The organism is Stenotrophomonas maltophilia (genome assembly GCF_001676385.1).
In the GTDB taxonomy this organism is placed as follows: Bacteria; Pseudomonadota; Gammaproteobacteria; order Xanthomonadales; family Xanthomonadaceae; genus Stenotrophomonas; species Stenotrophomonas maltophilia_J.
This window is the reverse complement of sequence record NZ_LYVJ01000003.1, coordinates 102,933-126,032: the sequence shown is the minus strand read 5'-3', so window position 1 is coordinate 126,032 and position 23,100 is coordinate 102,933. Positions and strand designations below refer to the sequence as shown.

The window sequence follows — 23,100 nt, the reverse complement described above, 5'->3', positions numbered from 1 at the left end:
GAAAGTCGATTCCGCCGTGGGCTGGGTTCCTCTCTTTCATTGGTTGCCCTTCGTCGTCCGGTCTGCGCGTGGGTGTGAGCAATGAATCCGGAGAGGCGATCTATCGGGTCAGATTGTGGGCGCTGAGAGCCAGCTGCCGGAGGGTATGAAACCGTCTGGCAAGACCGAGCCTTGGATGAGGGGGATTTCCGTGAAACGCGAGCGAATACTTCAACCTGATCATGGAGTACGCGTCGCGGAACGTAAGGATAGGACCGAAGGGGCGATGATGAAGCTGAGACTACTGGCCACAGCAGTTGCGTTGGCCACCATGGTGGTAAGTATCCCTTCCAGGGCGGATGATGTCCTATACATAAACTACGCGCCAGATATGCGGTACTCAGCAAATGGGGTCGATTCCAGGTTGACCATACTTCGTGAGAAAGGTCTTTTTGGGTACGGCAACGAGTTCGGCAATCTTGAGCCTTGTCAAACTGGCGGTTCCTCGGACTGCCTTAAGGTTGACTTCATGGCGCTCTACAAGGTGCCTGATGGAGGGAAGGTTGGTGACAGGTACAAGGAGGGTCAGTTTACCTTCGCCGTGGTAGAGATCCTCTCCATTCCCATGCTGGCCGATGATCGCGAAGTTCTGAAGGTGGATGTGGAAAGGGATGGCGTCCACGCCAACTCCTTCTACTTCGATAGAAAAAGGGGAGTGATCGGCGTTAGAGTCAGGAACATCGGCAATAGCGCTATTCCGGAGTCGGTGTTCTTGCTCGAGCGAGGCAATGGCGTTTTCTCAAGTGAAGAGCGCAAGCCGGACTAAGTTGAGGCGGCCGTGAATGTCCCAAGACTGGTACGGCGTAGTTGCCTGGATCCCACTGCCGGTTGGAGGTGCTGATCGCCTCCGACCCTGACGTCGCTTCGGAGTTCCGAACCACCGATAAGATCAGCGCTTCATCGATCAGTACGGGGCAACTCAGGACGGGGGGACGTCGGGTGGCGTCGTGTTATGGACGGCCGGTCAGGGGGATTCTCGTCAATCGCGGTGCGGCGCCCCAGATAGACACCGCTGCTCATCAGGCATCGCCCCATTGAAGCGCCCAAACCGCGCCTCAACCCACGAAGGCCCCGCACTTTCCACCAGCAATCGCCCCTGGCTCTGGTGCAGATCCAGCCACCGCTCGAAGCTGATGCGCAGACGCTCGATAGCCGGCGCCCGCCATCGTGCATCGGCAGGCATGCGGATCAGTACACGCGAGGGCGCGTTCTCCACGTCCATCACCACAACGCCCTTGCATCGGACCTCAAAGGACGTTGCGCTGGCATGGCGCGCGTGCAGTTCAAAGCCTTCGTGGGCCTTCGCGGTCACAAAGCCGCGCGCATCACTGTGCAGCAGGCGGTAATCGGCCGGCTGCAGCTTCTGGTAAGCCCACACCTGGTCGCCCACGGGCTCGGGCCACTCCACCCACATCGCGCCGATCACCGCGATGCACATCACCGCAGCGGCAAGGCCGTCCATCTTCATTCGTCACCCCGCACACCGGCAGAAAGCTCCGCGCCATGAACGCGCTCAGTCCTTGGGTCGCATCCGCTCGTGGATGAAGGCGGTCAGCGCCAGATCGGCCATCACCAGCCCCTCCATCACCCGGTCGCCCACGTACTGCTCCGGCGCGCCGTTCTGGCGCGTGCGCTCGGCCGCCAGCAGGATCTCCTGCACGATGCGTTGGCCGGTGAGCGCGCAGTCGGCGTCGGACAACGCCATCTGCCGGCTGCGCAGGTGATGCCGCTCGGGCCAGGGCTGTCCGTCGGCGGCAGCACCCGCGCCGATGGCGTGCGGGATGGCGATGAGGCTGTTGGGATCCAGGGCTGGTGCGGCCGAGGGCGCTCCCTGGATCGGGCGCGGGGGCGGGGAGTGTGGTGTGGTCATGGCGGGCTCCGTGCATGCAGGCAGAAGCCGCCACCGATAAAGGTGGCGGGCAGAGCGTGGCTCGAAAACCGGATGTTGGGAACCGGCGGGTACAAGACCCCCACGCCCCGCCCGCCATAGCCGGCAGACGGATTGCCAGCCGGCACCACGCGCGGTGGTGCCGGCTGGCAAGCGCAAACTACTTCCCAACAAAACGGGCTTTCGAGTCCCGACCACCGATGCACGGTGGCGCAGTAACGATTACCTGCTGTTGTTCGGAATGCCAACGGGTTGGGGTCAATGCCGCCAAAACCCGAGACGCTTTTCGCATTGTCGCATAGCCCCGGATACGGCGAGAGCCTTGGCGTGCTAGGTGGAACGGCACTTCTGGAACGGAGTCGTCAGAACCTTCCGCCAGAGATGCAGGGAGCGGCAAATGCGACAGCACTTGGTAGGAGAAAGCGTATCTCTGCAACTAACAACAGCGGCGTTAGCCAGTTGAATCTGGCCGCTCGCGGAACCATGCCCCGAGCTGGCCGTTGTGTGCGAAGTGGCGCAGTTCGAATTGACGAGATTCATGAATGACGTGCCGCCATCGGGCACAGCCATACTTCTTGGGGGTTTGTTCCGGTTGGTGCTCTGCTACCCAGCGAACGGCTGTGTCCAGGTTCACCCAGCCGTCGATCGCCCGTTCCCGGAAGGCCTGTCTCAGCGCGCTGACAATGCCTGTGAGCGGCCAATGGATCTGCCCATCAGGCGCGATGCCGTTGACCAGAAGATCATGGAACTGGGGTGACTGAACCAGATCCGCAAAGGCTTGCGCTCCCCGCGCAACATCTGCCGCAAGTGCACGCAGCCGTTGAAACTGGTGCTCGATCTGAGCGTAGGAATGACTGAGTGCAGCCTGTGCCTTTAGGCATCCCTCGACAGTCTGGATATCGTGCTGCTGAATGAAGTGGTGAACGAGCATGTTCCTGAGGTTCACCAGTTCGCGCAGGTCGGCTTGCAGCGTTGCGTGGGATTGCTCTGGCAAATTTAGCCCCATGTGCAGAGCGATGAAGCTTGAATCGCTGTCGTAACCCGATGGGGCGCCAGGGGCTTCGCCGCCCTCTTTCACCACGCATTCGGCAGTTAGTTGAGCTACCAGCCCCCCCATTGTCTTGCCGCTGACCTCTGCTTTGCGCTTGTTCAAGGCCATTGGGAGTGTTTCCGGCGTACCGAACAACTTCTGAAAGGCGAGCATGGACTTCATCAGCTGCTCGCACTGCTGAAGTCGCAGAATGCAATGGCCCAGAAGCCGTTGCACTTCGTGCTGTGCACCGACAATGTGATTCTGGTCGACGGCGGGCATGGAAAACCTGAGCATGGGACACGTCGACTTTACAGCTAAAGATGGTGGAAGTTCAGGCGGGACCAGAATGGTGAGAATGTTGTCTGCATCGCTTGCGGGGCATGAGTGACTTTCCGCCTATTGACCCCTTAGGGCGTCGCGCAGAATCTGACTACCGCTGTAGTCATCCGGAGCTGTCCTGCCCGGAGCAGGAAGGTTCTGCGGCGTTTGAACCGATTCCACCCACTGGCGCAGGCCCAAACAAGGATCACTGTACGTGCTACGCCGCAATCGACTTCTTCTGTCTACGGGTCTGGTCCCGCTTCCGTGGTTTCTGTTCTGGACCAGCGTTGCCGCCGTGTTCGCGCCGGGCTACAACCCGCTTGCACAGCACGCCAGCGAGCTGCTGCAGGCGCCAACGCTTGCAAGCATCTGCGCCAGGATCGCCCTCATCGGCTCCGGCGTGGGCTTCATGGCGTTTTCCATCGGGGTATGGCGGGAGTCCGGCCGCCGGATTGCCCTAGGCGCGATCTGCTGGATGATCTTTGGCATCTCCATGCTGACCAACGGGCTTTGGCCCATGGGCCATCCGATGCACGGCTTCTACACCATTGGCATCGCAAACATCATTGCACCGGCGATGTCGCACATCGAATTGAGCGCGTGGTCTGCCAACCGAAGGGCGTACGCCGTGACTGCTGCGGCGAGCGTCGCGGGGATCGTCTATCTCTGGTTGAACGTGGTGGGAGCGGACCCGGAGGGGTTCAGGGGGTTGACCCAGCGCGTGTTCTCATCGATCAACTCGCTGTGGCCGTTCCTGGTTGCGTTGTATCTGCCGCGAAGGGGTTCAAGCGCGCTGAAGGCGCAGCCTGCGCATTGATGGAAGGGTATGCTGCACTTGGACGATGATTGAGCGTGCGGAGTTGAGAGCAAGATGAGAATCTTTCGCCGCCAGCTGATCTACGTCCAAGTGCACCAGGACCACTTTATTGCGCGCTTGGTCGGTGGAGACAGGACCATCCGTCGCCAGTGTCATGCCCTTGGCAATCGCGCGGGCCCTATCAAGGACTTTTCTACCCTCCAGCCCCAGCTCAAGGCGATCTTCTCGGAACTCCTGCCTGGGTTCTCTCTCGCCAAGCCGTGGGGGATTCTGCACTTTGATCCGGTTGAGTATCCGGTCACGAAGGAAGAACTGGCAGGGTTTCAGAAGGCTGCCATGCGAAGTGGTGTGAGCTTCTGTTTTCTCTCCACGTGGGAGCAGCGGCACGAAGACAGGGATCTGTTGGAGATGTTCAAGTAGGGTTCGGCCCGATACTTCGTTCTAGGCCAAGCAAATTCGTGGTTGGGCCTGTTCGAGGCACTGCGAGAGTCCGCTTTTGGCCGAAAGCAGACGCGGCGGGGCCAGAGAACGCGGCAAGAAAATGCTAGGGTCCGCTCTCGACCTTCGACATCCATTCATCTCGTCACATTCTTATGAGGTAAAGCCGAAAACCTGCCATTCTGCGATTTCAGGCGACGTCGGGGGGGGGGGCGCCACTTTTTCGTTCGCCTGACGAGCCCTCAGAAAATATCACGACCCGCCATCAGTCCCTAGATCAGCAGGGGATCGACCACCCCGCAGTCACCGGTTGGTAACGGCATGGGAGCCGCTCAGGAGTGACTTCCACCAAAGGAACGTGTGGTCCACCTCCGTGCACTGGGCATCAAAGAGGAATGCCGCGTCGTGCCTTGTCCTTGATCCAGGCGGCAACCTTGTCGACATATGCCCAGACATCGTCGTCATCGGGATGAACATAGTTGGGAGCTTTTGGGTCGCTGCCCAGCGACTCGAAGATGTTGCGCAGCCACCTTTTGCTTCTGGGAACAGCCAATCCCGGCAGCCAATGCTCGACTTCGCCATGCCTCAGAACGAACAGGCCATACTGATCAAGGCGGTCAAAAAGATTCTCGGCCTTTTCTTTCGCAGTGCCACTGAGTAGGGAAATTCCACCAGCTGACTTGGGATTCTTGTTGTCTGAGATAAGATCTGACCAGACGCCTGCGCGTTCTATTTTTATAGATTCGTGAGGCTTCGGGTAATTTGTGGCTTCCAAGAGGACTGGAAAGTTGGTCTCGGTGTTGAGTGCGTCGATGTCAAGAATGACCGCAACGGGTATCCCAAGTACCCTAAGCGGTCCAACTATCTTGTTCACTGAATCCTTTCCGTTAGCATTGAGGAAGAGGGTGTTCGGCGCACCTCGTCCAGACTCCTCTGCAAGAAGCCGCTCGTTGATCTCTTGGTAGAAGGCTCGGTCCGCATCCGCTTCGGTAACCACGACGCCTTCGTAGAATACTCCCGACAGAGCATTCGCAGAACGCAAAAGTGGCTCCTGCATCATGACGCGGATGTAGTCATTCGATAGCATTCGAGCAGTAGCACTGCCTTGCTGATAAGTCAGGCGGACGACATTGATCTTTACTCCCGACTGGATCGCGCCCATCAGGAACTGGCTGCTATGGGTTGATACAAAAATCTGCTTGTCGCCTTGGCTCGCAGTGTGGGCGATCTCGCGGCCAAGTTTGTAGGCCAGCGTGGGGTGCAGAAAGGCTTCGGGCTCGTCGATGATCATGATTTTCGGGTCGCCGGCGCGCAGTTCCAGCAGCATGCCCGTAAAGGCCTTCATTCCATCGCTCCACTGATCAGTGGGGCGAGCATTCCTCATCCATTCCAGCGTGGCGTCCTCTACGCTGCGCTCATTGGGTGGTGGCGTACTCCCGTATCGTAACTGGATTGATGCGCCCTCGGAAATGTCCATGCCCAGATAAAGGCCGAACGCATCGAAAAGTACGTCTCGTAGCAACTGTCGGCGGGTGTCGTTCGTTAGAATCCTGGCAAATGTGTTTTGCGGGTCCTTCAGGTCGCCTCTGCTCCTTTCTGCGATCAGACCAATCCTGTTTGCTCCATCGAGAATGAGCATATGTCGGGCCGCATACTTCCGAGCAAATTCATTTATGTTCTCGTCGGGATTGAGCAAAATGTTGCGGAAAGTTGGAGCGTGGACTTGCATCCGCCAAGCTCCAAACTTTAGGTACACGTGATCAATGTGATCCACTTCTCCCGGGCTGCGCCTGTGATCCGTCCAGGCTTGAAGGAGCGCGTCGATCTCTTCGGTGCTGTGTTTGCGAAACTTGATTCCATCAAGAATTGCACGATGTGTATTTCCATTGCTGCATAACTCGGCAATTTCGCGCAGAACCATACTCTTCCCCGAGTTGTTTGGTCCGACGAAGATGGTAACGGCAGGCTCGTCCAACACCAGTGGGTCCGACCCTTGGGCAGCGCCAAAGCGAAACCTTGCTTCCTCAATGAGCACCAGAACCTCCTCTAGAAACATGATTGTTAGACGGAATAATCCGACCGTGCGTGCCGATACTGTTGCATCCCACGCCTTTGACCGCAAGGTGCTGCGTATCTGTCCCCGTGGTTCGCCCGAATGGGAGGCCTTCAGCTCCACAACCCTTCACGGATATGGCAGTTGCTTAAGGAACGGCAGGTCTCGAGAATGTCGCAGTCACCTTAAGGTCGGACATGAAGGCGCATAAATAGCGTCAGCGCTTCAGACGGAATAGTCCGCTCATGGCCGAGAGCCAACATCAACAGAACGCACGCAACTGAAATCCAATAACCGTATTCGATCACTCCCTGGTAACCCTCCGGTTCTTCGGGGATGACCCCATTCCAGCCGAGATCACTGCCTTGCTTGGCGCGAGGCCAACTGCCGGGCATCACAAGGCCAGCAGCTTACAGGCATCCAACCCGACGCTGTGCGCATTGCCAGGACCGGAAGCTGGCGACTCAGTGCGGCTCGGCGTGAGCCTGAAGATCTGGAAGCGCAGATCTTCGAGATCCTCGATCAGCTCACCGGCGATCTCGCCGTATGGCAGGCTCTGGCACGCTTCCGACCTGACCTGTTCTGCGGTCTTTTCATGGGCAGCCGCAATGATGGTGTCTCGCTTTCGCCTCGCGTCCTGCTCGCCCTGGGAGAGCGCGGCATCGAGCTCGGGCTGGATATCTATGAAGCCGATGAAGAAGTGGGCAACGCCCAACGCCAGCAGGTCATCAGTTGATGATCTCCCCACTTCCCGAAGCGACAAACGCCTTCAACTGCCGAACGAACTCCGCGTCGTAGAGCTCCCACTCCACAATCTCCCCAACCACCCGCAACGGCTCCGCACTCCGATACGACCGCGTCGGGTTCCCGGGAAACTTCTTGTTGGTCACGTTCGGATCGTCTTCAAACGGCCCGGTCGGCTCCACCACATACACGCGCGGTCGCCCTTCTCCCCGGGCCATCTCCGCAGCCAGCCCGGCGCCCTTGGCAATCGTGGTGAAGTAGATGTGGTTCATCACCACACTGTCGCGATAGTTGGAGCGGAAGCCTGCACTCAGCAACTCGCCCACCGCCAGGTCAGCGCGGGTGCCGTGATAGAACGGCCCGGCGACCTGGTCGCAGGTGTCATGCGAAACGGGTGTCCATTCGGTGTCCTGCGCCATCGCTGCTGCCCCTCTCTATGCTGCCGGATCGACAGGCCGGCGAGTCTAGGGCGCCCGGTGGGCCTTGCTGCAAGGCCCCATCCGGGAAATAATCTGTAAACGGGAGGCGCGGTGCGCCTCCTTTTTTCATTCTGCGGTGCCGCGCCCTTCCAGCTCGCGCACGGCGGTTTCCAGCGCATCCAGCTTTTCGCGGGTCTTCAGCAGCACCGCGCGCTGCACTTCGAACTCCTCGCGGGTGACCAGGTCGAGCTTGGCCAGGCCGGCCTGCAGCGCGCTCTTGAAGGTGGCCTGCAGTTCCTCGCGCGATTCGCGCAGGCCCGGCGGCACCAGGTCGCTGAGGCGACGGGCGAGGTCATCGATTTGGTTCAGGTCGATCATGGGGTGCTCCGTGGGGGGGGGGCCCGTGCATCCGGCGCGGGCAGGCCGATCGGGCACAAGGATACTGCTGGCACCCACTGCCCGGACAGGCGGCAGCGGCTTCGCACGGGCCGCGTTCAGGCGCTATCCTCCACGCCGGAAGACTGGAGATAGACGATGAAGATGGTCATGGCGGTGATCAAGCCGTTCAAGCTCGACGACGTGCGCGAAGCGCTGGCCGAGCGTGGGGTCACCGGGATCACGGTGACGGAAGTGAAGGGCTTTGGTCGCCAGAAGGGCCACACCGAGCTGTACCGCGGCGCGGAGTATGTGGTCGATTTCCTGCCGAAGGTGAAGCTGGAAGTGGCGGTAACCGATGACCAGGTGGAGGCGGTGGTTGAGGCCATCGTGAAGGCCGCCGGCACCGGCAAGATTGGGGACGGCAAGGTGTTCGTGTACGACCTGGGCAGTGTGGTGCGTATTCGTACTGGCGAGCTGGACGCGGACGCGCTGTAACCCGGTTTGTGTAGAGCCGAGCCCGTGCTCGGCTGCATTTCGCGCGACATCCAGGAAGAGCAGCCGAGCGTGGGCTCGGCTCTACAGGAAGCGGAGCGGCGCTTACCGGCGCTTGGCCCACGTGTAGAACCGCTTCCAGCCCTGCCGCACAGCCGCGACCCAGCCCGGGTCCGCCACCAGGGCGGCCTGTGCAGCGCTTGGGGCTTGGCCGGTCACGCGCTGGCGGATCTTCAGCAGGTTCTTCATGTCGCTGCGGCGCATCTGCCGGCTCAGCGGATTGCGGCGCAGCCAGCGCGGGGCGCGCCAGGCCGAGGTGAAGTCCAGCAGTACTGGCACGCCACCGCTGACCACCACGTTGGTCCCATGCAGGTCGTTGTGGGTGATGCCGGCGGCGTGCAGGCGGGTAAGTGCGTGCTGCAGCTGCTCGAACACTTCATTGCCCACGGCCTGCGCGGTGCTCAGGGTCTGGCCGGGAATGAACTCCATGCCCAGTGCCAGTCCGCCCAGGGTGCCGAGCAGCGCGGGGGCGTGCTTCCATCCGCCCAGCCGCTGCAGCATGCGGGCTTCGCGGCGGACCATCAGCCGGGCGATCAGGGAAACCGGGGTGCCGCGGTAGCGGGAGTAGTCCTTCACCACCGCCGGGCGCCCGTCCAGGCAGGTGCGGTAGACATCGGGGGCCAGGAAACGTTCGCCGCGCTTGAGCAGCAGCGGCGTCACAGCATCATCGACGCAGGACGGGGTGGGGGATGCGGAAGTATTCATGGAGGGGCCTCGGACGACCCGGTGGGCGGCGCTGGGCGTCAAGCGAACCGGTGTTGCAGGGGGTAATGAAACTTTCGTTAATTTTAGTACTCGCCGGTTCGCTATTCCACGATTTGTCGGAGAAATGTCAGGGTCGTCGCTGGAACAGTTCGTCGCGCGAGATCGGACAATAATGTCTCACTTCCGCCGCTGTGAGTTGAAAATCAAAGACTTGGCGGACACCACCGCGCGTTCATATGCGGAGCGCTGAACATCGCGCACGCCCGGCTTGACCCGGGTGCACGCCCTGCCGACCATAAGCTGTCAACCGCGTCATCGGCGGCCGCACCCATCGGCACGTCCCCGTCCTGCCGCGTGCCCACCGGTGCTGGCCGCATGGCCCTGCTCCGCCCCCATTCCCGTTCCGGCCACGGCTGGAGGAAACTGTTTTGATCATCAAGATTGTCCTGGCAGCCCTGTTCGTGGCCTGCGTGCTGTACATCCACTTCCGTGGCAAGGTCCGCGCGCGCTGGTCGCGCCAGCTGCTGGACCATTCCAGTTTCATGGCCCCGATCAACGTGGTCATGTACCTGTTCTCCAAGGTGCCGACCACGCCGTTCCTGGACCCGGGCAAGGAATTCCCGCAGCTGGAGCCGCTGCGCCAGAACTGGCAGATGATCCGCGACGAGGCGCTGGCGCTGCGCGACGCACAGAAGATCGCTGCCTCCAGCACGTTCAACGACGCCGGCTTCAATTCGTTCTTCCGCCGTGGCTGGAAGCGCTTCTACCTGAAGTGGTACGGCCCGTCGCACCCGTCGGCGAAGACGCTGTGCCCGAAGACCACGGCGCTGATCGAGTCGATCCCCGATGTGCGTGCGGCGATGTTCGCGCAGCTGCCGCCGGGCAGCGAGCTGCGCCCGCACCGTGATCCGTTCGCCGGTTCGCTGCGCCTGCACCTGGGCCTGGCCACGCCCAACGACGATGCCTGCTACATCGAAGTGGACGGCATCAAGAAGAGCTGGCGTGACGGCGAGTGGATGATGTTCGACGAGACCTACATCCACCATGCGCACAACGAGACGCAGCAGGACCGCGTCATCCTCTTCTGCGATATCGCCCGCCCGCTGCGCTTCGGGCTGCCGGGGCTGTTCAACCGCGCGGTGGCCGCCACGCTGCTGGCCGGTGGTGCTTCGCCGAACCTGCCGGGAGACCCGACCGGTGGCGTCAACAAGGCGTTCGGCGGCCTGTACAAGGTGCGCCTGAAGGCCAAGGCGCTGCGCGAGCGCAGCGTGGTGGCCTACCAGCTGATCAAGTGGGGCCTGGTGGTGGCGGTGATTGCGGGCATCTGGGCGCTTTGACTGTAGAGCCGAGCCCATGCTCGGCTGGGTTTACCGCAACCTGTCCGAAGAGCAGCCGAGCGTGGGCTCGGCTCTACAGAAAGCAGAAAACCCGCGCTGTCGCCAGCGCGGGTTTTTGTTTGGATCAACCCTTCAATGCCGCCTGTACGAACGGCGGGGTCACCAGCACGCCGGTGTGCAGCGCGGCGGTGTAGTACAGGGTGTTGAAGGTCTTGGCGGCCGAGTCGGCCTGGCGGAAATCGAAGCTGCTGTCGCCCTTGCGCGCCAGGGTCACGCTCCACCAGCCGGTGGGGTAGCACGGCTGCGGGAACGGCAGGGTCTTGAACGAACCGAAGCCGGCCTTGCCCATCTCGGCGCGCATTTCGTTGATCAGTTCCAGCTGCATCAGCGGCGACTCGGACTGCTGCACCAGGATGCCGTCGTCCTTCAAGGCCTTGAAGCAGCTTTCGTAGAAGGCCTTGTTGAACAGGCCTTCACCCGGGCCGACCGGGTCGGTCGAATCGACGATCACCACGTCCACGCTGCCGGCCGGGCAGTTGGCCATGTAGGCCACGCCGTCGTCGAACAGCAGCTCGGCGCGCGGGTCGTCGTTGGAATCGCACAGTTCCGGGAAGTGCTTGCGCGCCATCACCGTGACCTGCTCGTCGATATCGCACTGGGTCACGCTCTCCACGCCGGTGTGCTTGAGCACTTCGCGCAGGGTGCCGCAGTCGCCGCCACCGATGATCACCACGCGCTTGGGCGCGGCGTGGGTGAACAGCACCGGGTGGCTGATCATCTCGTGGTAGAAGAAGTTGTCCTTGCTGGTCAGCATGATGGCCCCGTCGATGGTCATCAGGTTGCCCCAGTCGGTGGTCTGGAAGATCTCGATCTTCTGGAACGGCGACTGCACCTCGTCCAGCTTGCCGGTGATGCGGTAGCCAATGGCCGAGCCGGTGCGCTCGAAATGCTCGATGTACCAGTTGTTGCTGTCAGTCATGGGAAAACAGTCCTGTTCGGAGGGGTGGAGCCGGGCTGGCGGGCGGGGCCGCGTGGCACAGATGCCACATCCGGACGGATCGGCCCGTTCAGGTTGGAACCTGTCACGGGCGCGGGCGCGCATGATAACGAACCTGTGGGCATATAGGCGTTATCATGCCCCCCCTTTTATTGCCAACAAGGCCGACTGAAATGACCGATTGGTCCCTCGACCAAGCCCGCAAGACCTACTCGATCCCGCATTGGGCGGACGGTTACTTCGACGTGGATCAGGCCGGGCACATGGTGGTGAGACCGACCGGGGCGGACGGCCCGGTGGTATCGCTGCCCAAGGTGGTGGACGCGGCGCGCGCGGCCGGGGCCAAGCTGCCGCTGCTGGTGCGCTTCCCGGACATCCTCGGCCAGCGCCTGGGCAAGCTGCAGGCGGCCTTCGCCCAGGCCCAGCAGGACTGGGAGTACAGCGGTGGCTATACCGCGGTGTACCCGATCAAGGTCAACCAGACCCGCGGCGTGGCCGGCACCCTGGCCAGCCACCACGGCGAGGGCTTCGGCCTGGAAGCGGGCAGCAAGCCCGAGCTGATGGCCGTGCTGGCGCTGTCGCGCCCGGGCGGCCTGATCGTCTGCAACGGTTACAAGGACCGCGAGTACATCCGCTTGGCCCTGATCGGCCGCAAGCTGGGCCTGCAGACCTTCATCGTCATCGAGAAGCCGTCCGAGCTGAAGCTGGTGCTGGAAGAGTCCAGGGCGCTGGACGTGAAGCCGGGCCTGGGCGTGCGCATGCGCTTGGCCTCACTGGGTGCCGGCAAGTGGCAGAACAGCGGTGGCGACAAGGCCAAGTTCGGCCTGTCGCCGCGCCAGCTGCTGGACCTGTGGAAGTCGCTGCGTGACACCGAGTACGCCGACTGCCTGAACCTGCTGCACTTCCACATGGGCTCGCAGATCTCCAACGTGCGCGACATCGCCAACGGCATGCGCGAAGCCACCCGCTACTTCGTGGAGCTGTCGCGCCTGGGCGCGAAGATCACCCACGTCGACGTGGGCGGTGGCCTGGGCGTGGACTATGAAGGCACCCGTTCGCGCAGCTTCTGCTCGATCAACTACGGCCTGCATTCCTACGCCAGCAACATCGTGCAGCCGCTGGCCAATGCCTGCGAAGAGTTCGGCCTGACCCCGCCGCGCATCGTGACCGAGTGCGGCCGCGCAATGACCGCGCACCACGCGGTGCTGATCGCCAATGTGTCGGAAGTGGAAGAAGCGCAGGAAGGCCGCGTGCCGGACCAGCACGACGACGAGCCGGCAGCGATCCGCCACCTGCGCGAGATCCACGACGAGCTGGACGTGCGCCCGGCGGTGGAACTGTTCCAGGAGGCGCAGCATTTCCATGCCGAAGGCCTGGCCAGCTACGCGCTGGGCCAGATCGACCTGCCGCAGCGTGCGCGCATCGACGACCTGTTCTACGCCATCGCCCACGGCGTGCGTGCGCGCCTGAGCTACGACGAGAAGAGCCACCGCCCGGTGCTGGACGAACTGAACGAGCGCCTGGTCGACAAGTACTTCGTCAACTTCAGCGTGTTCGAATCGATCCCGGACGTGTGGGCGATCGACCAGGTGTTCCCGATCGTGCCGATCGAGCGCCTGGACGAGGTTCCCGACCGCCGCGGCATCATCGCCGACATGACCTGCGACTCCGACGGCATGGTGGAGACCTATGTCGAGAACGAGAGCCTGGACAGTTCGCTGCCGCTGCACAGGATGAATCCGGGCGAGAGTTACCGCATCGGCTTCTTCATGGTCGGTGCCTACCAGGAAATCCTGGGCGACATCCACAACCTGTTCGGCGATACCGACGCGGTTGAAGTGCTGGCCGACGCCGATGGCTATGCCATCACCCAGCAGCGCCGCGGCGACACCACCGACGTGATGCTGGATTACGTGGGCTATCGCCTGGACGAACTGCGTGCCACCTATGCGCAGCGCGTGGCCGCGGCGCAGCTGCCGCCGGAACGCGCGCAGGAACTGTCGGACGCGCTGGAAGCCGGCCTGACCGGTTACACCTACCTGTCCGACGAACCGCTGGCCTGACCGGCGGCGCCGGGCCTGCCCGGCGCTACCGTTGCCAATGAGCGCGCGCGCGATCTTCCACCTGTTCCTGCATGCCGCCGTGCCAGCCCTGCTGGCATGGCTGTTCTGGCGCAAGCGCTTCGCCTCGGCCTGGCTGCTGATGCTGCTGGGCTGGATCATCGACCTGGATCATCTGCTGGCCGATCCGATCTACGCACCGAACCGCTGCAGCATCGGTTTCCATCCGTTGCACACTGCACCGGCGATTGCGGTGTATGCAGGTCTGTGCGTGCCGAAGAAAACGCGGCTGGTGGGCATCGGGCTGATCATCCACATCGTGCTGGACGCGATTGATTGCTGGTGGATGCACCACCGCTGATCGGGTGGCGGACCGAGCTGAGCGCGGGCCCGGTTCTGCGGGAGCCTCCGTTGCTCGGGCACCTGTTGCAGAGCCGAGCCCACGCTCGGCTTTGCGGCCAACCCTAGCCGAGCATGGGCTCGGCTCTACCGCGACGCGGTGGGCAACCACACCGTCGCGCGCAGGCCCGGCTGCGCATTCTCCAGCGCCACGCGCCCGCCATAACTGGCGGCGATATCGCCCACGATCGCCAGCCCCAGTCCACTGCTGCCCTCGCGCTCATCCAGTCGCACACCGCGCTGGGTGACCCGTTCCAGGGCGTCTGCAGCCAGCCCGGGTCCGTCGTCGCGAACCTCGATGCGCAGCCGGCCGTCGCTGATGCCTGCTTCGACCGTGACCTGCTGCCGGGCCCAGCGCCCGGCGTTGTCCAGCAGGTTGCCCAGCATCTCCTCCAGGTCCGCACGGGCACCGGCGAACTGCAGCGCAGGATCAATGTTCGCCGCCGTGAACGTGATGCCACGTTCGCCATGCACGCGTGCCATCAACCGGCACATTGCCTGCGCGACCACCGCGACGTGGGTGCGCTGGCGATGGTCGGCGGCCAGCCCTGCGGCCAGGTAGCGATCGACGCTGGCCTGCATGCGTGCGCTCTGCTCGCGCACGGTGGACCTCCAGTCCACGCCGTCGCCGTCGACCTCGGTGGACAGCACGCTCAATGGGGTCTTGAGCGCATGGGCCAGATCCTGCGCGCTGGTGCGCGCCCGCGCGACCATGCGCTGCTGGTGGTCCAGCAGCGCGTTGAGTTCTTCACCCAGCGGCGCGACTTCCGCGCCCAGTTCCTGCGTCTGGATGCGCTGCGCGTCGCCACGCCGCACTCGTTCCAGCTGCGCACCCAGGCGATGCAGCGGGCGCAGTCCGAACTGCACCTGGCTGGCCAGCACCGCCAGCCACGCCGCGACCAGTACACCCAGGGCGATGGCGGTGCGCTTGCGGAACGCGGCAACATCCGCATCCAGCGCGCTGCGGTCGGTGGCAACCACGGCCACGAACGGCTCACTGGCGCGTGGCAGGCGCACCTGCTGCACGCGCGCGCGGAGGGATTGCTGCAGCGGCCCGGCCAGGTTGCGCGTGGCCGGCGCGGCACCGGTGACTGGCAGGGTTTCATCCCACAGCGAGCGCGACTGCAGCAGCACGCGGCCATCGGCAGCGGCGATCTGCCAATAGGCGCCGGAGAACACGCGCTGGAAGCGGGCGTCGTTCGGTTCCTGGCGCAGCAGCAGCTGGCCGTCGGTGCCCATTTCCATCTGCGCGACCAGGGTCAGCATGTCCTGCTGCAGTTCGTGGTCGAGGCGGTCACGCGCGCTGCGCTTGAACAGCTCGCCGAGCAGGGCACTGGCCAGCAGCGAGACCAGCAGCAGGCCGACGCCACCGGCCAGCAGCAGGCGCCGCCGCAGTGAGGGTTGCCACTTCATGGCGCGGCCAACCGCCAGCCCTGGCCGCGCACGGTCTGGATCAGCTCGATGCCGAGCTTGCGGCGCACCCGGCCCAGCAACACGTCCAGTGCGTTGGAGTCCGGGTCATGGCCACCGTCGAATACCTGTTCACCCAGCCGGTCTCGGCCGATCACCTGCCCGCTGTGGTGGATGAAGTAGCTGAGCAGGCGGAACTCCTGCGGACTGAGCGACAGCGGTTGCCCATCCAGCTCGAAACGGGCTGCGTTGACGTCCAGTTGCAGCGGACCGCAGTGCAGGCGCGGGCTGGCGTGGCCATGGCTGCGGCGGATCAGGGCGCGCAGGCGCAGCACCAGTTCGTCGGCCTGGAACGGCTTGGTGAGGTAATCGTCGGCCCCGGCGTCGAAGCCGGCCAGCTTGTCGTGCCAGCGCCCGCGTGCGGTCAGCACCAGCACCGGAAAGCTGCGGCCATTGCCGCGCCAGCGCTCGATCACGCTCAGTCCGTCCAGCCCGGGCAGGCCCAGGTCGACGATGGCCGCCTGCAGGTCTTCGATCTGGCCGATCTCCTCGGCCTGGCGACCATCGGCAACCAACTCCACCACATAGCCGGCCTGTTCCAGCAGGGGCACCAGGCGCTGCGCCAGTGCGGCATCGTCTTCGGCCAACAGGATGCGCATCAGTCGTCGAGCTCCGTCTTCAGCAGCTTTCCGCTGCGCGCATCATAGTCCAGCTCCACCACCACGCCGTCGCCGCGCAGGATCTCCACTTCGTAGACGCCGTCGTCCAGCTCCACTTCCAGCAGCTGGCCCGGGTAGCGCTTGAGTGCATCGCGCACCACGCTTTCCAATGGCACGTAGCGGCCCTGCTGCACGGCGCGGCGCGCGACCTGCTGCGCCGGGTCCTGTACGGGCGCGGCGGCGATCGGGGCGTTGGCCAGGGCCAGCAGCAGGGGCAGGGTGGAGAGCATGCGGGGGCGCAGGGAGGACGGTGGGAACAGGCGTGAGTGTGCCGGCGGTGACTAACAGCCGGCTAACAGTGCCGGCTAAGGCGTTGTTAACCACGGGGTGCATCGTGGCGTTGCCGGGATGGTCCGGCCACGAACACGATCAGGAGAACCCCCATGTTGAAGTCGCTCATCCTCGCCACTGTCGCCCTGCTGGCCATCGCGCCGGCGGTACAGGCGGCACCGCTGGGCATGGCCCAGGTCGAACAGACCCTGCGCAAGGCCGGTTACACCCAGATCCACGAGATCGAACGCGATGACGGCCTGTGGGAGGCCGACGTGAGCCGCGCCGATGGCCGCTTCAGCGAGGTCTACGTGGATCCGAAGACCGGCGAGATCTTCGATGAGCACAGCGGCCGCGCGCTGCTGGCCGCCGAGCAGGTGCTTGCACGGGCGCAGGCCCATGGCCTGCGTGAGATCCATTCGCTGGAACGTGACGGCGCGACGTGGTCGCTGGAAGCCCGCAATGCACGCAACCAGAAGGTGGAGGTGCGCCTGAGCGGTTATGACGGCCGCATCCTGCACAGCGAGCGCGAGGGCTGGCTGGATTGACGTTGGCCTCTGTAGAGCCGAGCCCATGCTCGGCTTTGCGGCCAACCGTAGCCGAGCATGGGCTCGGCTCTACAGGGCTGGCTTACCAGCCGTACGGCGGCGGGTAGTCCCAATAGCCCGGGCCGCGGCCGTAATAGCCGCCGTACGGGCCGAAGAAGCCCGGGCCCTTGCCTTCGCTCACATGGATGTTGACGTTGACCCCGTGGGTCTTGCCCTCATCGGTGGTGTAGTTCTTGCTCAGGTTCAACGTGGCCGCGTTGTAATGGCTGTTGCCACCGTTCTTCGAGTAGCCGATGCCGGTGGTGAAGCTGCCTGACACCTTGACCTTGTCATCGGTCACGTCGGCAATCCTGGCGTCGTCGTGCACGCGCGGGCCGCTCTTGTCACCGTAATAGGTGCCGGGAGGGTCCTGCTGCAGGGCCGGGTCGTTGAGGTAGCGCATCGGCGCCTGCGGCAGCGTCAGGTCCAGGCCGGTCGCCTGCGGTGCGGTGGCACCCGCGGCGGACTGGGCCAGCACGGTTCCCGGCAGGGCCAGGCACAGCAGCAGGGTCAGGGGGCGGATCATCACGGCGCTCCAGCAGGCAGGTGGCCACGCAACACGCGGCGGTACAGGCCGACGCTAGCAGGGGTTGCTTGAATGATGCCTGTCGGCGCCCCGTAGAGTCGAGCCATGCTCGACTGCATCCGGCAAAAGCAGTCGAGCAGGGCTCGACTCTACAAGAGGCGGGCGCTACGGCAACCGCCCGAATCCGAACAGCCCGTCCAGCGCATGCTTCCGCCGCTCGATCCGGGCCCGCAGCAACTGCGCGCCAATCATCGAGTAAGTGATGCCGTTGCCGCCATAGGCCATGGCGAAGTGCACCCGCCGACCCCATTGCCCGTGCGCACCAAAGAACGGCAGGCCGTCTGCGGTCTCGGCGAACGTGCCGGCCCACGAGAACGCCGGCACCGGATCCAGCTGCGGGAACCAGTGCAGCAGCTGTTCCATCAGCCTGTCCGCCTTGCCGTGCACGCGCCGGTCTCGGCGCGCCGGGATGTCGATGGCATCGTCCAGGCCACCCACCAGCAGGCGGCGGTCGCCCGTGGCGCGCAGGTACAGGTAGGGGCGGGCGCTTTCCCACACCATGGTGCGCTGCAGCCGGCCCAGCACGAGCGCATCCAGGGGATCGGTGATGAACGCATAGCTGCTGCGGTTGCGCGCGACACGCTGCTCGAGCCAGCGCTGGTTGGCGTAGCCCATCGCCAGTACGACGTGGCGGGCGCGTATCGAGGCACCGGCCCCGGTCACCGCCGTCACGCTCCGTGCGCTGGGTTTGAGCGTATGCAGCACCGTGCGGTCATGCACCTGTCCGCCGCGGCGCCGTACCCGCCTGAGCAGGCCGTAGGTGAGGCCGTAGGGATCGACCCGCGCCGCCTGCCGGGTCAGCAGGGCGCCACCGGCATCCACGCCGAAGCGTTCGCGCAGCGCTTCGCGGCCCAGCCAGCGGGCATCCAGTCCAATGTCACGGCGCGCAGCGCCTTCGGCCATCAGGCGCGGCACGTCGCGCCGCCGGCTCGCCAGGTACAGGCTGTCCATCTGCCGGAAATCCACCTCCTTCAGCCCACGCGCGACTTCAGCCAGTGCCGGGATCGCATCGGCACAGGCACGGTACGCCAGGGCGGCAGCATCCTTGCCATGGCGCTGGGCCAGTTCCAGCAGGTGGGTGTCGATCTCGTACTGCAGCAGCGCGGTGCTCGCGGCCGTGCTGCCCCAGCCGATGTCGCGCTGCTCGATCAGCGCCACGTCGTGGCCATGGTGGGACAGCTCGTCGGCAATCAGCGCACCGGTGATGCCGCCACCGACCACCAGCACCTCGCAGCGCAGATCCTGTTCCAGCGGCGGAAACGCCTGGATCAGGCCATTGCGTATCGCCCACCAGGGGTAGCCGCTCTTCAGGTCCATGCGCGGGTGCGGTCAGGCGGTGCGCTTGCCGGTATGCGGGGTCTGGATCAGCCCGGACAGATCGAAGCCCTGCAGGCGGGCGACCGCCAGGTAATGGTCCTGCACCGTTGCCTCCATGTGCGGTTCGCGTGCCAGCAGCCACAGGTACCTGCGGTCCGGGCTGCCGACCAGGGAGACGCTGTAGTCCGGGGCGATCTGGATCACCCAGTAGTCGCCCTTGGCAAACGGCAACCAGCGCAGGCCCTTGGGCAGGAAGCTGACCTCCAGGCGCGCGCTGTCGTTGTCGACGGCGCAGGCCTCGCCGGCGGCCTCTTCGATCTCGCCGTCCATGCGGCAGCGGTTGGTGACGCCGACGTTGCCGTTGTCGAGCAGGGTGTAGTGCGCCGATACATCGGTGCAGCCTTCCGGCTCGTGGCGCATCGGCAGGCGGGCGATCTCGTACCAGGTGCCCAGGTAACGGGGTAGCTTGAGGTCGGCGACGGTCTTCAGCGGCGGGTGCTCGGTCATCGGCAGTGGTGGCAGGGGTGGGCCTCCACGATGCCGATGGGCTCGCCATGGGCGGGTGAAGCCGGGGCGACGGCCGTGTCCAGAACGTTCTGTCGCTCCGGCACGGGGGCGTTGACGCCAACGTGGCGGTATCCTGCCGCCAGCGCCGCATTTTTCCCGTTCCGACCGAGGTGGAGAGGCCGATGTACCAGGTGATCCTGTTGAAGAGTGAATCCACGTTCGCGCGTGAACAGTGGCCGCAGGTCGATGACCTGGTCGACTACGAGGGCGTGAGCTACAGCCTGCGTGCCGGCCCGCGCCAGCCGCTGCCGACTGACCACGACTGGCACCCGGTGGCGGTGTATGCGCCGGATGAAATCACCGAGGAAGAGTTCCAGGACTGGTACGCGCTGCTGCAGCCGACGGTGGAAGAGCTGCGCCTGAAGTATTGATGCTCGGCGCTGACGGGGCCGCCCATCCGCCCTTGACCGCCTGTGCCGTATAGTCGCGCGCAGGCGCGGTGGTCCGCGCGAAACGGTGTGTCTGGCGTGTCTTCCTTCCTGCGATCGATCCGTGCACGGGGGCCCTGGTGGGCCGTATTGCTGTGCACCGCCTTCCTGCTGTCCGTGCCGGTGCTGGCGCAGGAGGAGGACCCCACGCCGAAGCAGCAGCTGGCGGACATCGATTCGCGGCTGAAGGATGTCGACCGCAAGCGTGGCGACGCGGAAGCCATCGAGACGCTGGCGATGCTGTCCGAGAATGCCTCGCAGGCGCGGCGTGATGCCGAGGCGCTGGAAAAGGCACTGCAGCCACAGCTGGATCGCCTCAACGAGCAGCTGGCGCAGTTGGGCACGCCTGCGCAAGGCACGACCGAGCCACCCGAACTAGCGGCGCAACGGCGCACCATCACCAAGCAGCGCGACGGCGTGGCCGCATCGGTGGCGCAGGCCAAGGCCAGCGCCGTGCGCGCGCAGCAGCTGGCCACCGATATCGAGCAGCAGCGCACTGCGCAACGTACCGAAGAACTGGGCCAGAAGGTTGCCTCGCCGCTGTCGCCCGCGTTGTGGAGCAAGGTGGCCGAGCGCCTGCCGATCGATATCGCGCGCGTTGCGCCGTTGGCCGGGCAGGGACGCGATGCGCTGGTCGCCGGCATCCGCACCCACGGCTGGGGCACCCCGCTGCTGGGGCTGGTGGCCGCGCTGGTGATGATGTTCCCGCTGCGGCTGTGGCTGCGCGCGCTGGGGCGGCGCTTTGCGGCTTCGGATCGGGCGCCTGACGGCCGCCTGCGCCGCTCCGGCCTGGCCATGTGGCTGCTGCTGGTCGGCACGCTGCTGCCCGGCTATGCCGTGGTGGTGCTGATGGCGGCGCTGGATGCCATCGATGCGATCGCACCGCGCCTGCAGGTGGTGGCCGATGGGCTGGAGACGGCTACGTTCCGCGCGGCATTCATCGCGGCGCTCAGTGCCTGCATGCTGGTGCCGCATCGGCCCTCGTGGCGCTTGCTGAACCTGGATGACACCGCCGCGCTGAAGCTGCGCAAGTACGCCTGGGGCGCTGCAGCGCTGGCCTGGTTGAGTACGGTGCTGGTGGCTCTCGACCAGGCCACGCGCACCAGTGATGTAACCACGGTGGCGCTGGATGGCCTGATTGCCCTGACCTATCTCGGCCTGATCATGGCCATGCTGGTGACCCTGGCGCGCCTGCATCGGCGGCAGACCGCCGAAGCCGAGGCCAAGCTGGAGGCGCAGGCCGATGGCGTGGGCGCGGCCACGCCGGTTCGCCGCAGCAGCTGGCTGGTATTGGCTCGCGTGGCGGGCAACGTCGCTGTGGTGGCGGCCATCGCTGCTACGTTGCTGGGCTACCTCAACCTCGCCAAGTTCGTGAACCAGCAGTTGATCGGCGGCAGCATCGTAGTACTGGCGGCGACGCTGCTGTTCAAGTTCGTCGATGACCTGAGCACGTGGGCGCTCAATGCCGACAGCAAGGTGGGCCAGACCATCCTGCTCAGCACCGGCCTGAGCGTGTCGCGGTTGGAGCAGGCGGGCGTGCTGCTGTCGGCGGCGCTGCGCACGGCTGTCGTGCTGCTTGCACTGCTGGCGCTGGTGGCGCCCTTCGGCAACATCGGTGCGGTAGTGGAGCGCTTCTCTTCGCTGTTCAGCAGCGGCATTCCCATCGGCGGAACGACGCTGCAACCGGTGCGCATCGCGCTCGCCGTGCTGGTGCTGCTGGCCGGGCTGGGTGTGACCCAGCTGGTGCAGCGCTGGCTGACCGACACCTACCTGCCCAAGACCGAGCTGGACCTGGGCGCACGCAATTCGGTCAGCACGGTTGCCCGCTACGTCGGCATCATCATCGCGGTGATCTGGGCGCTGTCGGCGATGGGCCTGCAGCTGAGCAAGCTGGCATTGCTGGTCAGCGCGCTGTCGGTCGGCATCGGTTTCGGCCTGCAGGTGATCACCCAGAATTTCGTCTCAGGCCTGATCCTGCTGGCCGAGCGGCCGGTGAAGATCGGTGACTGGGTGAAACTGGGCGACCAGGAAGGCGACATCCGCCGCATCAGTCTGCGCTCCACCGAGATCCAGGTGGGCGACAAGTCGACATTGATCGTGCCCAATTCCGAGCTGGTCACCAAGACCGTGCGCAACATGACGATGGGCAACAACCAGGGGCGCATCCAGATCCAGTTCGCGGTACCGCCCAGCACCGATGTGGGTGGCCTGCGCCAGGCGTTGCTGGATGCGTACACCGCGCATGCCAACGTGCTGAAGCAGCCGGCGCCGACGGTCTACATCGACAGCATTGCCGGTGGCCAGATCACCATCAACAGCTTCGCTTACGTGGCCAGCCCGCGGCAGGTCTACGCCACCCGCAGCGACCTGTACTTCAGCCTGCTGCAGATCCTGGCCGAGCGGAGCATTCCGCTGTCGACCCCGACCGACATCCACATCACCCGCGACCCGCAGGAGTAAGGGTTGTTTTGCAGGTCTGCGCCCTGCACCCGCTACGAGCCGGAGCAACGGCAACAGCAACAGCAACAGCTGATTTCCTGCGGGATGGCGGGTTGGGTCCGGTTGCGGGAGACGCCGTAAACCCCCAGGCCGGCCCAGCCGCTGGCGGCTGTGCGTTCGGGCGCTTGCGAAGCAGTGCTTCGCAAGCAAAGCGCCCTCACCCATGGGGGCTTGGCCGCGGCATCCATGCCGCGGACACTCCCGCGACCGGACCCACCCCGCCTTCGACAGTTTCCCGCGATCTGTCGGAAATGCTCTTGGGGTCAGATCCGTTTTCCGGAGGAAAACGGATCTGACCCCATCTTGATTTTCGATATCTGACAGATTGTGTCGACCAAGGTCGACACCTACCGACAGCCGCAGAAATCTGTCAGAGGTGGGGCGGCGTCGGAGTGCGGGGTGTCAGCCGCATGGATGCGGCTGCCAAGCCTACAGGGACGTACTTGCGGCGTCCCCGCACTCCGACACCGCCCCGCCAAACCACGGATTGCACGCTGTTGCTCTGGCTGTTGCTCCGCGGGTGCAGGGCGCAGCCCT

General features: G+C 64.4%; 25 protein-coding genes. 11 read left to right on the top strand and 14 right to left on the bottom strand.

Translation table 11 applies throughout. The features are described from left to right. The first annotated feature begins 175 nt into the window (after positions 1 to 175). The gene (locus A9K58_RS04750) at positions 176 to 805 is read left to right on the top strand and encodes a hypothetical protein (RefSeq protein WP_155760431.1); all 630 of its coding nucleotides are present in this window, start codon (positions 176 to 178) and stop codon (positions 803 to 805) included. A gap of 213 nt (positions 806 to 1,018) precedes the next feature. On the opposite strand, the gene A9K58_RS04745 is transcribed toward A9K58_RS04750, so the two are convergent. The 3 genes from A9K58_RS04745 to A9K58_RS04735 form a co-directional block, all read right to left on the bottom strand. Then, a complete protein-coding gene (locus A9K58_RS04745) occupies positions 1,019 to 1,507 on the bottom strand; it encodes a cold-shock protein (protein ID WP_065198248.1) in 489 nt (162 codons plus the stop codon). A gap of 45 nt (positions 1,508 to 1,552) precedes the next feature. Beyond that, positions 1,553 to 1,909 carry a hypothetical protein gene (locus A9K58_RS04740; RefSeq protein ID WP_065198247.1) on the bottom strand — a complete coding sequence of 119 codons (357 nt, stop codon included), beginning with the start codon at positions 1,907 to 1,909 and terminating at the stop codon, positions 1,553 to 1,555. A 469-nt stretch (positions 1,910 to 2,378) separates the two neighbouring features. Then, positions 2,379 to 3,239, bottom strand: coding sequence for an OST-HTH/LOTUS domain-containing protein (locus tag A9K58_RS04735; protein ID WP_081283983.1), 861 nt, complete (start codon positions 3,237 to 3,239; stop codon positions 2,379 to 2,381). A gap of 256 nt (positions 3,240 to 3,495) precedes the next feature. On the opposite strand from A9K58_RS04735, the gene A9K58_RS04730 reads away from it, so the two are divergent. Then, positions 3,496 to 4,098 (top strand): DUF998 domain-containing protein, encoded by a 603-nt coding sequence (locus A9K58_RS04730; RefSeq protein WP_065198246.1) that lies wholly within the window; start codon positions 3,496 to 3,498, stop codon positions 4,096 to 4,098. 54 nt (positions 4,099 to 4,152) lie between these two features. Then, positions 4,153 to 4,518, top strand: a complete 366-nt coding sequence (locus A9K58_RS04725) for a hypothetical protein (protein ID WP_065198245.1) — start codon at positions 4,153 to 4,155, stop codon at positions 4,516 to 4,518. A gap of 403 nt (positions 4,519 to 4,921) precedes the next feature. Here the strand turns inward: A9K58_RS04725 and A9K58_RS04720 are convergent, their stop codons facing one another. After that, entirely contained in the window at positions 4,922 to 6,571 is a 1,650-nt protein-coding gene (locus tag A9K58_RS04720; RefSeq protein ID WP_196769153.1) for an ATP-dependent nuclease, read from the bottom strand. A 451-nt stretch (positions 6,572 to 7,022) separates the two neighbouring features. On the opposite strand from A9K58_RS04720, the gene A9K58_RS18930 reads away from it, so the two are divergent. Further along, positions 7,023 to 7,325: a DUF4279 domain-containing protein gene (locus tag A9K58_RS18930; protein ID WP_081283971.1), complete on the top strand. Its 303-nt coding sequence runs from the start codon at positions 7,023 to 7,025 to the stop codon at positions 7,323 to 7,325. Here A9K58_RS18930 and arr read toward each other — a convergent pair. Further along, positions 7,318 to 7,752 carry an NAD(+)--rifampin ADP-ribosyltransferase gene (gene arr, locus A9K58_RS04710; RefSeq protein ID WP_065198242.1) on the bottom strand — a complete coding sequence of 145 codons (435 nt, stop codon included), beginning with the start codon at positions 7,750 to 7,752 and terminating at the stop codon, positions 7,318 to 7,320. The genes A9K58_RS18930 and arr overlap by 8 nt on opposite strands. A gap of 126 nt (positions 7,753 to 7,878) precedes the next feature. After that, on the bottom strand, positions 7,879 to 8,130 hold the full coding sequence (ubiK, locus tag A9K58_RS04705) for a ubiquinone biosynthesis accessory factor UbiK (RefSeq protein WP_012512353.1): 252 nt from the start codon (positions 8,128 to 8,130) through the stop codon (positions 7,879 to 7,881). A gap of 156 nt (positions 8,131 to 8,286) precedes the next feature. On the opposite strand from ubiK, the gene A9K58_RS04700 reads away from it, so the two are divergent. Then, positions 8,287 to 8,625 carry a P-II family nitrogen regulator gene (locus A9K58_RS04700; RefSeq protein ID WP_005411374.1) on the top strand — a complete coding sequence of 113 codons (339 nt, stop codon included), beginning with the start codon at positions 8,287 to 8,289 and terminating at the stop codon, positions 8,623 to 8,625. A gap of 102 nt (positions 8,626 to 8,727) precedes the next feature. On the opposite strand, the gene A9K58_RS04695 is transcribed toward A9K58_RS04700, so the two are convergent. After that, positions 8,728 to 9,387, bottom strand: coding sequence for an RIO1 family regulatory kinase/ATPase domain-containing protein (locus tag A9K58_RS04695; RefSeq protein ID WP_065198241.1), 660 nt, complete (start codon positions 9,385 to 9,387; stop codon positions 8,728 to 8,730). 431 nt (positions 9,388 to 9,818) lie between these two features. Between A9K58_RS04695 and A9K58_RS04690 the strand changes: the two genes are divergently transcribed. After that, positions 9,819 to 10,724 (top strand): aspartyl/asparaginyl beta-hydroxylase domain-containing protein, encoded by a 906-nt coding sequence (locus A9K58_RS04690; RefSeq protein ID WP_065198449.1) that lies wholly within the window; start codon positions 9,819 to 9,821, stop codon positions 10,722 to 10,724. Between the two features lie 124 nt (positions 10,725 to 10,848). Here A9K58_RS04690 and speE read toward each other — a convergent pair whose 3' ends face one another. Continuing rightward, positions 10,849 to 11,703, bottom strand: a complete 855-nt coding sequence (gene speE, locus A9K58_RS04685; protein WP_065198240.1) for a polyamine aminopropyltransferase — start codon at positions 11,701 to 11,703, stop codon at positions 10,849 to 10,851. 191 nt (positions 11,704 to 11,894) lie between these two features. On the opposite strand from speE, the gene speA reads away from it, so the two are divergent. Together speA and A9K58_RS04675 are read left to right on the top strand one after the other, a co-directional pair. Next, on the top strand, positions 11,895 to 13,784 hold the full coding sequence (gene speA, locus A9K58_RS04680; RefSeq protein ID WP_065198239.1) for an arginine decarboxylase: 1,890 nt from the start codon (positions 11,895 to 11,897) through the stop codon (positions 13,782 to 13,784). A 37-nt stretch (positions 13,785 to 13,821) separates the two neighbouring features. Beyond that, a complete protein-coding gene (locus tag A9K58_RS04675; RefSeq protein WP_049417052.1) occupies positions 13,822 to 14,142 on the top strand; it encodes a DUF6122 family protein in 321 nt (106 codons plus the stop codon). A 125-nt stretch (positions 14,143 to 14,267) separates the two neighbouring features. On the opposite strand, the gene A9K58_RS04670 is transcribed toward A9K58_RS04675, so the two are convergent. From A9K58_RS04670 to A9K58_RS04660, 3 genes are read right to left on the bottom strand one after another with little or no spacing between them, the layout of a single operon-like run. Continuing rightward, on the bottom strand, positions 14,268 to 15,593 hold the full coding sequence (locus A9K58_RS04670) for a sensor histidine kinase (RefSeq protein WP_065198238.1): 1,326 nt from the start codon (positions 15,591 to 15,593) through the stop codon (positions 14,268 to 14,270). Further along, a complete protein-coding gene (locus tag A9K58_RS04665) occupies positions 15,590 to 16,249 on the bottom strand; it encodes a response regulator transcription factor (RefSeq protein WP_065198237.1) in 660 nt (219 codons plus the stop codon). Before A9K58_RS04665 ends, A9K58_RS04670 begins: the two co-directional genes overlap by 4 nt. Further along, positions 16,249 to 16,539 carry a PepSY domain-containing protein gene (locus A9K58_RS04660; RefSeq protein WP_065198236.1) on the bottom strand — a complete coding sequence of 97 codons (291 nt, stop codon included), beginning with the start codon at positions 16,537 to 16,539 and terminating at the stop codon, positions 16,249 to 16,251. Before A9K58_RS04660 ends, A9K58_RS04665 begins: the two co-directional genes overlap by 1 nt. A 153-nt stretch (positions 16,540 to 16,692) precedes the next feature. Here A9K58_RS04660 and A9K58_RS04655 point away from each other — a divergent pair, with 153 nt between their 5' ends. After that, the gene (locus tag A9K58_RS04655; RefSeq protein ID WP_065198235.1) at positions 16,693 to 17,127 is read left to right on the top strand and encodes a PepSY domain-containing protein; all 435 of its coding nucleotides are present in this window, start codon (positions 16,693 to 16,695) and stop codon (positions 17,125 to 17,127) included. A gap of 82 nt (positions 17,128 to 17,209) precedes the next feature. On the opposite strand, the gene A9K58_RS04650 is transcribed toward A9K58_RS04655, so the two are convergent. The 3 genes from A9K58_RS04650 to A9K58_RS04640 form a co-directional block, all read right to left on the bottom strand. Further along, complete coding sequence (locus tag A9K58_RS04650; RefSeq protein WP_065198234.1) at positions 17,210 to 17,692, bottom strand: hypothetical protein; 483 nt, start codon at positions 17,690 to 17,692, stop codon at positions 17,210 to 17,212. Positions 17,693 to 17,857: 165 nt separating this feature from the next. Next, positions 17,858 to 19,069: an NAD(P)/FAD-dependent oxidoreductase gene (locus A9K58_RS04645; protein WP_065198233.1), complete on the bottom strand. Its 1,212-nt coding sequence runs from the start codon at positions 19,067 to 19,069 to the stop codon at positions 17,858 to 17,860. 12 nt (positions 19,070 to 19,081) lie between these two features. Further along, positions 19,082 to 19,576, bottom strand: coding sequence for a lipocalin family protein (locus A9K58_RS04640; protein ID WP_065198232.1), 495 nt, complete (start codon positions 19,574 to 19,576; stop codon positions 19,082 to 19,084). Positions 19,577 to 19,758: 182 nt separating this feature from the next. On the opposite strand from A9K58_RS04640, the gene A9K58_RS04635 reads away from it, so the two are divergent. Beyond that, positions 19,759 to 20,007 (top strand): hypothetical protein, encoded by a 249-nt coding sequence (locus tag A9K58_RS04635; protein WP_065198231.1) that lies wholly within the window; start codon positions 19,759 to 19,761, stop codon positions 20,005 to 20,007. An 87-nt stretch (positions 20,008 to 20,094) separates the two neighbouring features. Continuing rightward, positions 20,095 to 22,524: a DUF3772 domain-containing protein gene (locus tag A9K58_RS04630; RefSeq protein WP_065198230.1), complete on the top strand. Its 2,430-nt coding sequence runs from the start codon at positions 20,095 to 20,097 to the stop codon at positions 22,522 to 22,524. Positions 22,525 to 23,100: the final 576 nt, after the last annotated feature.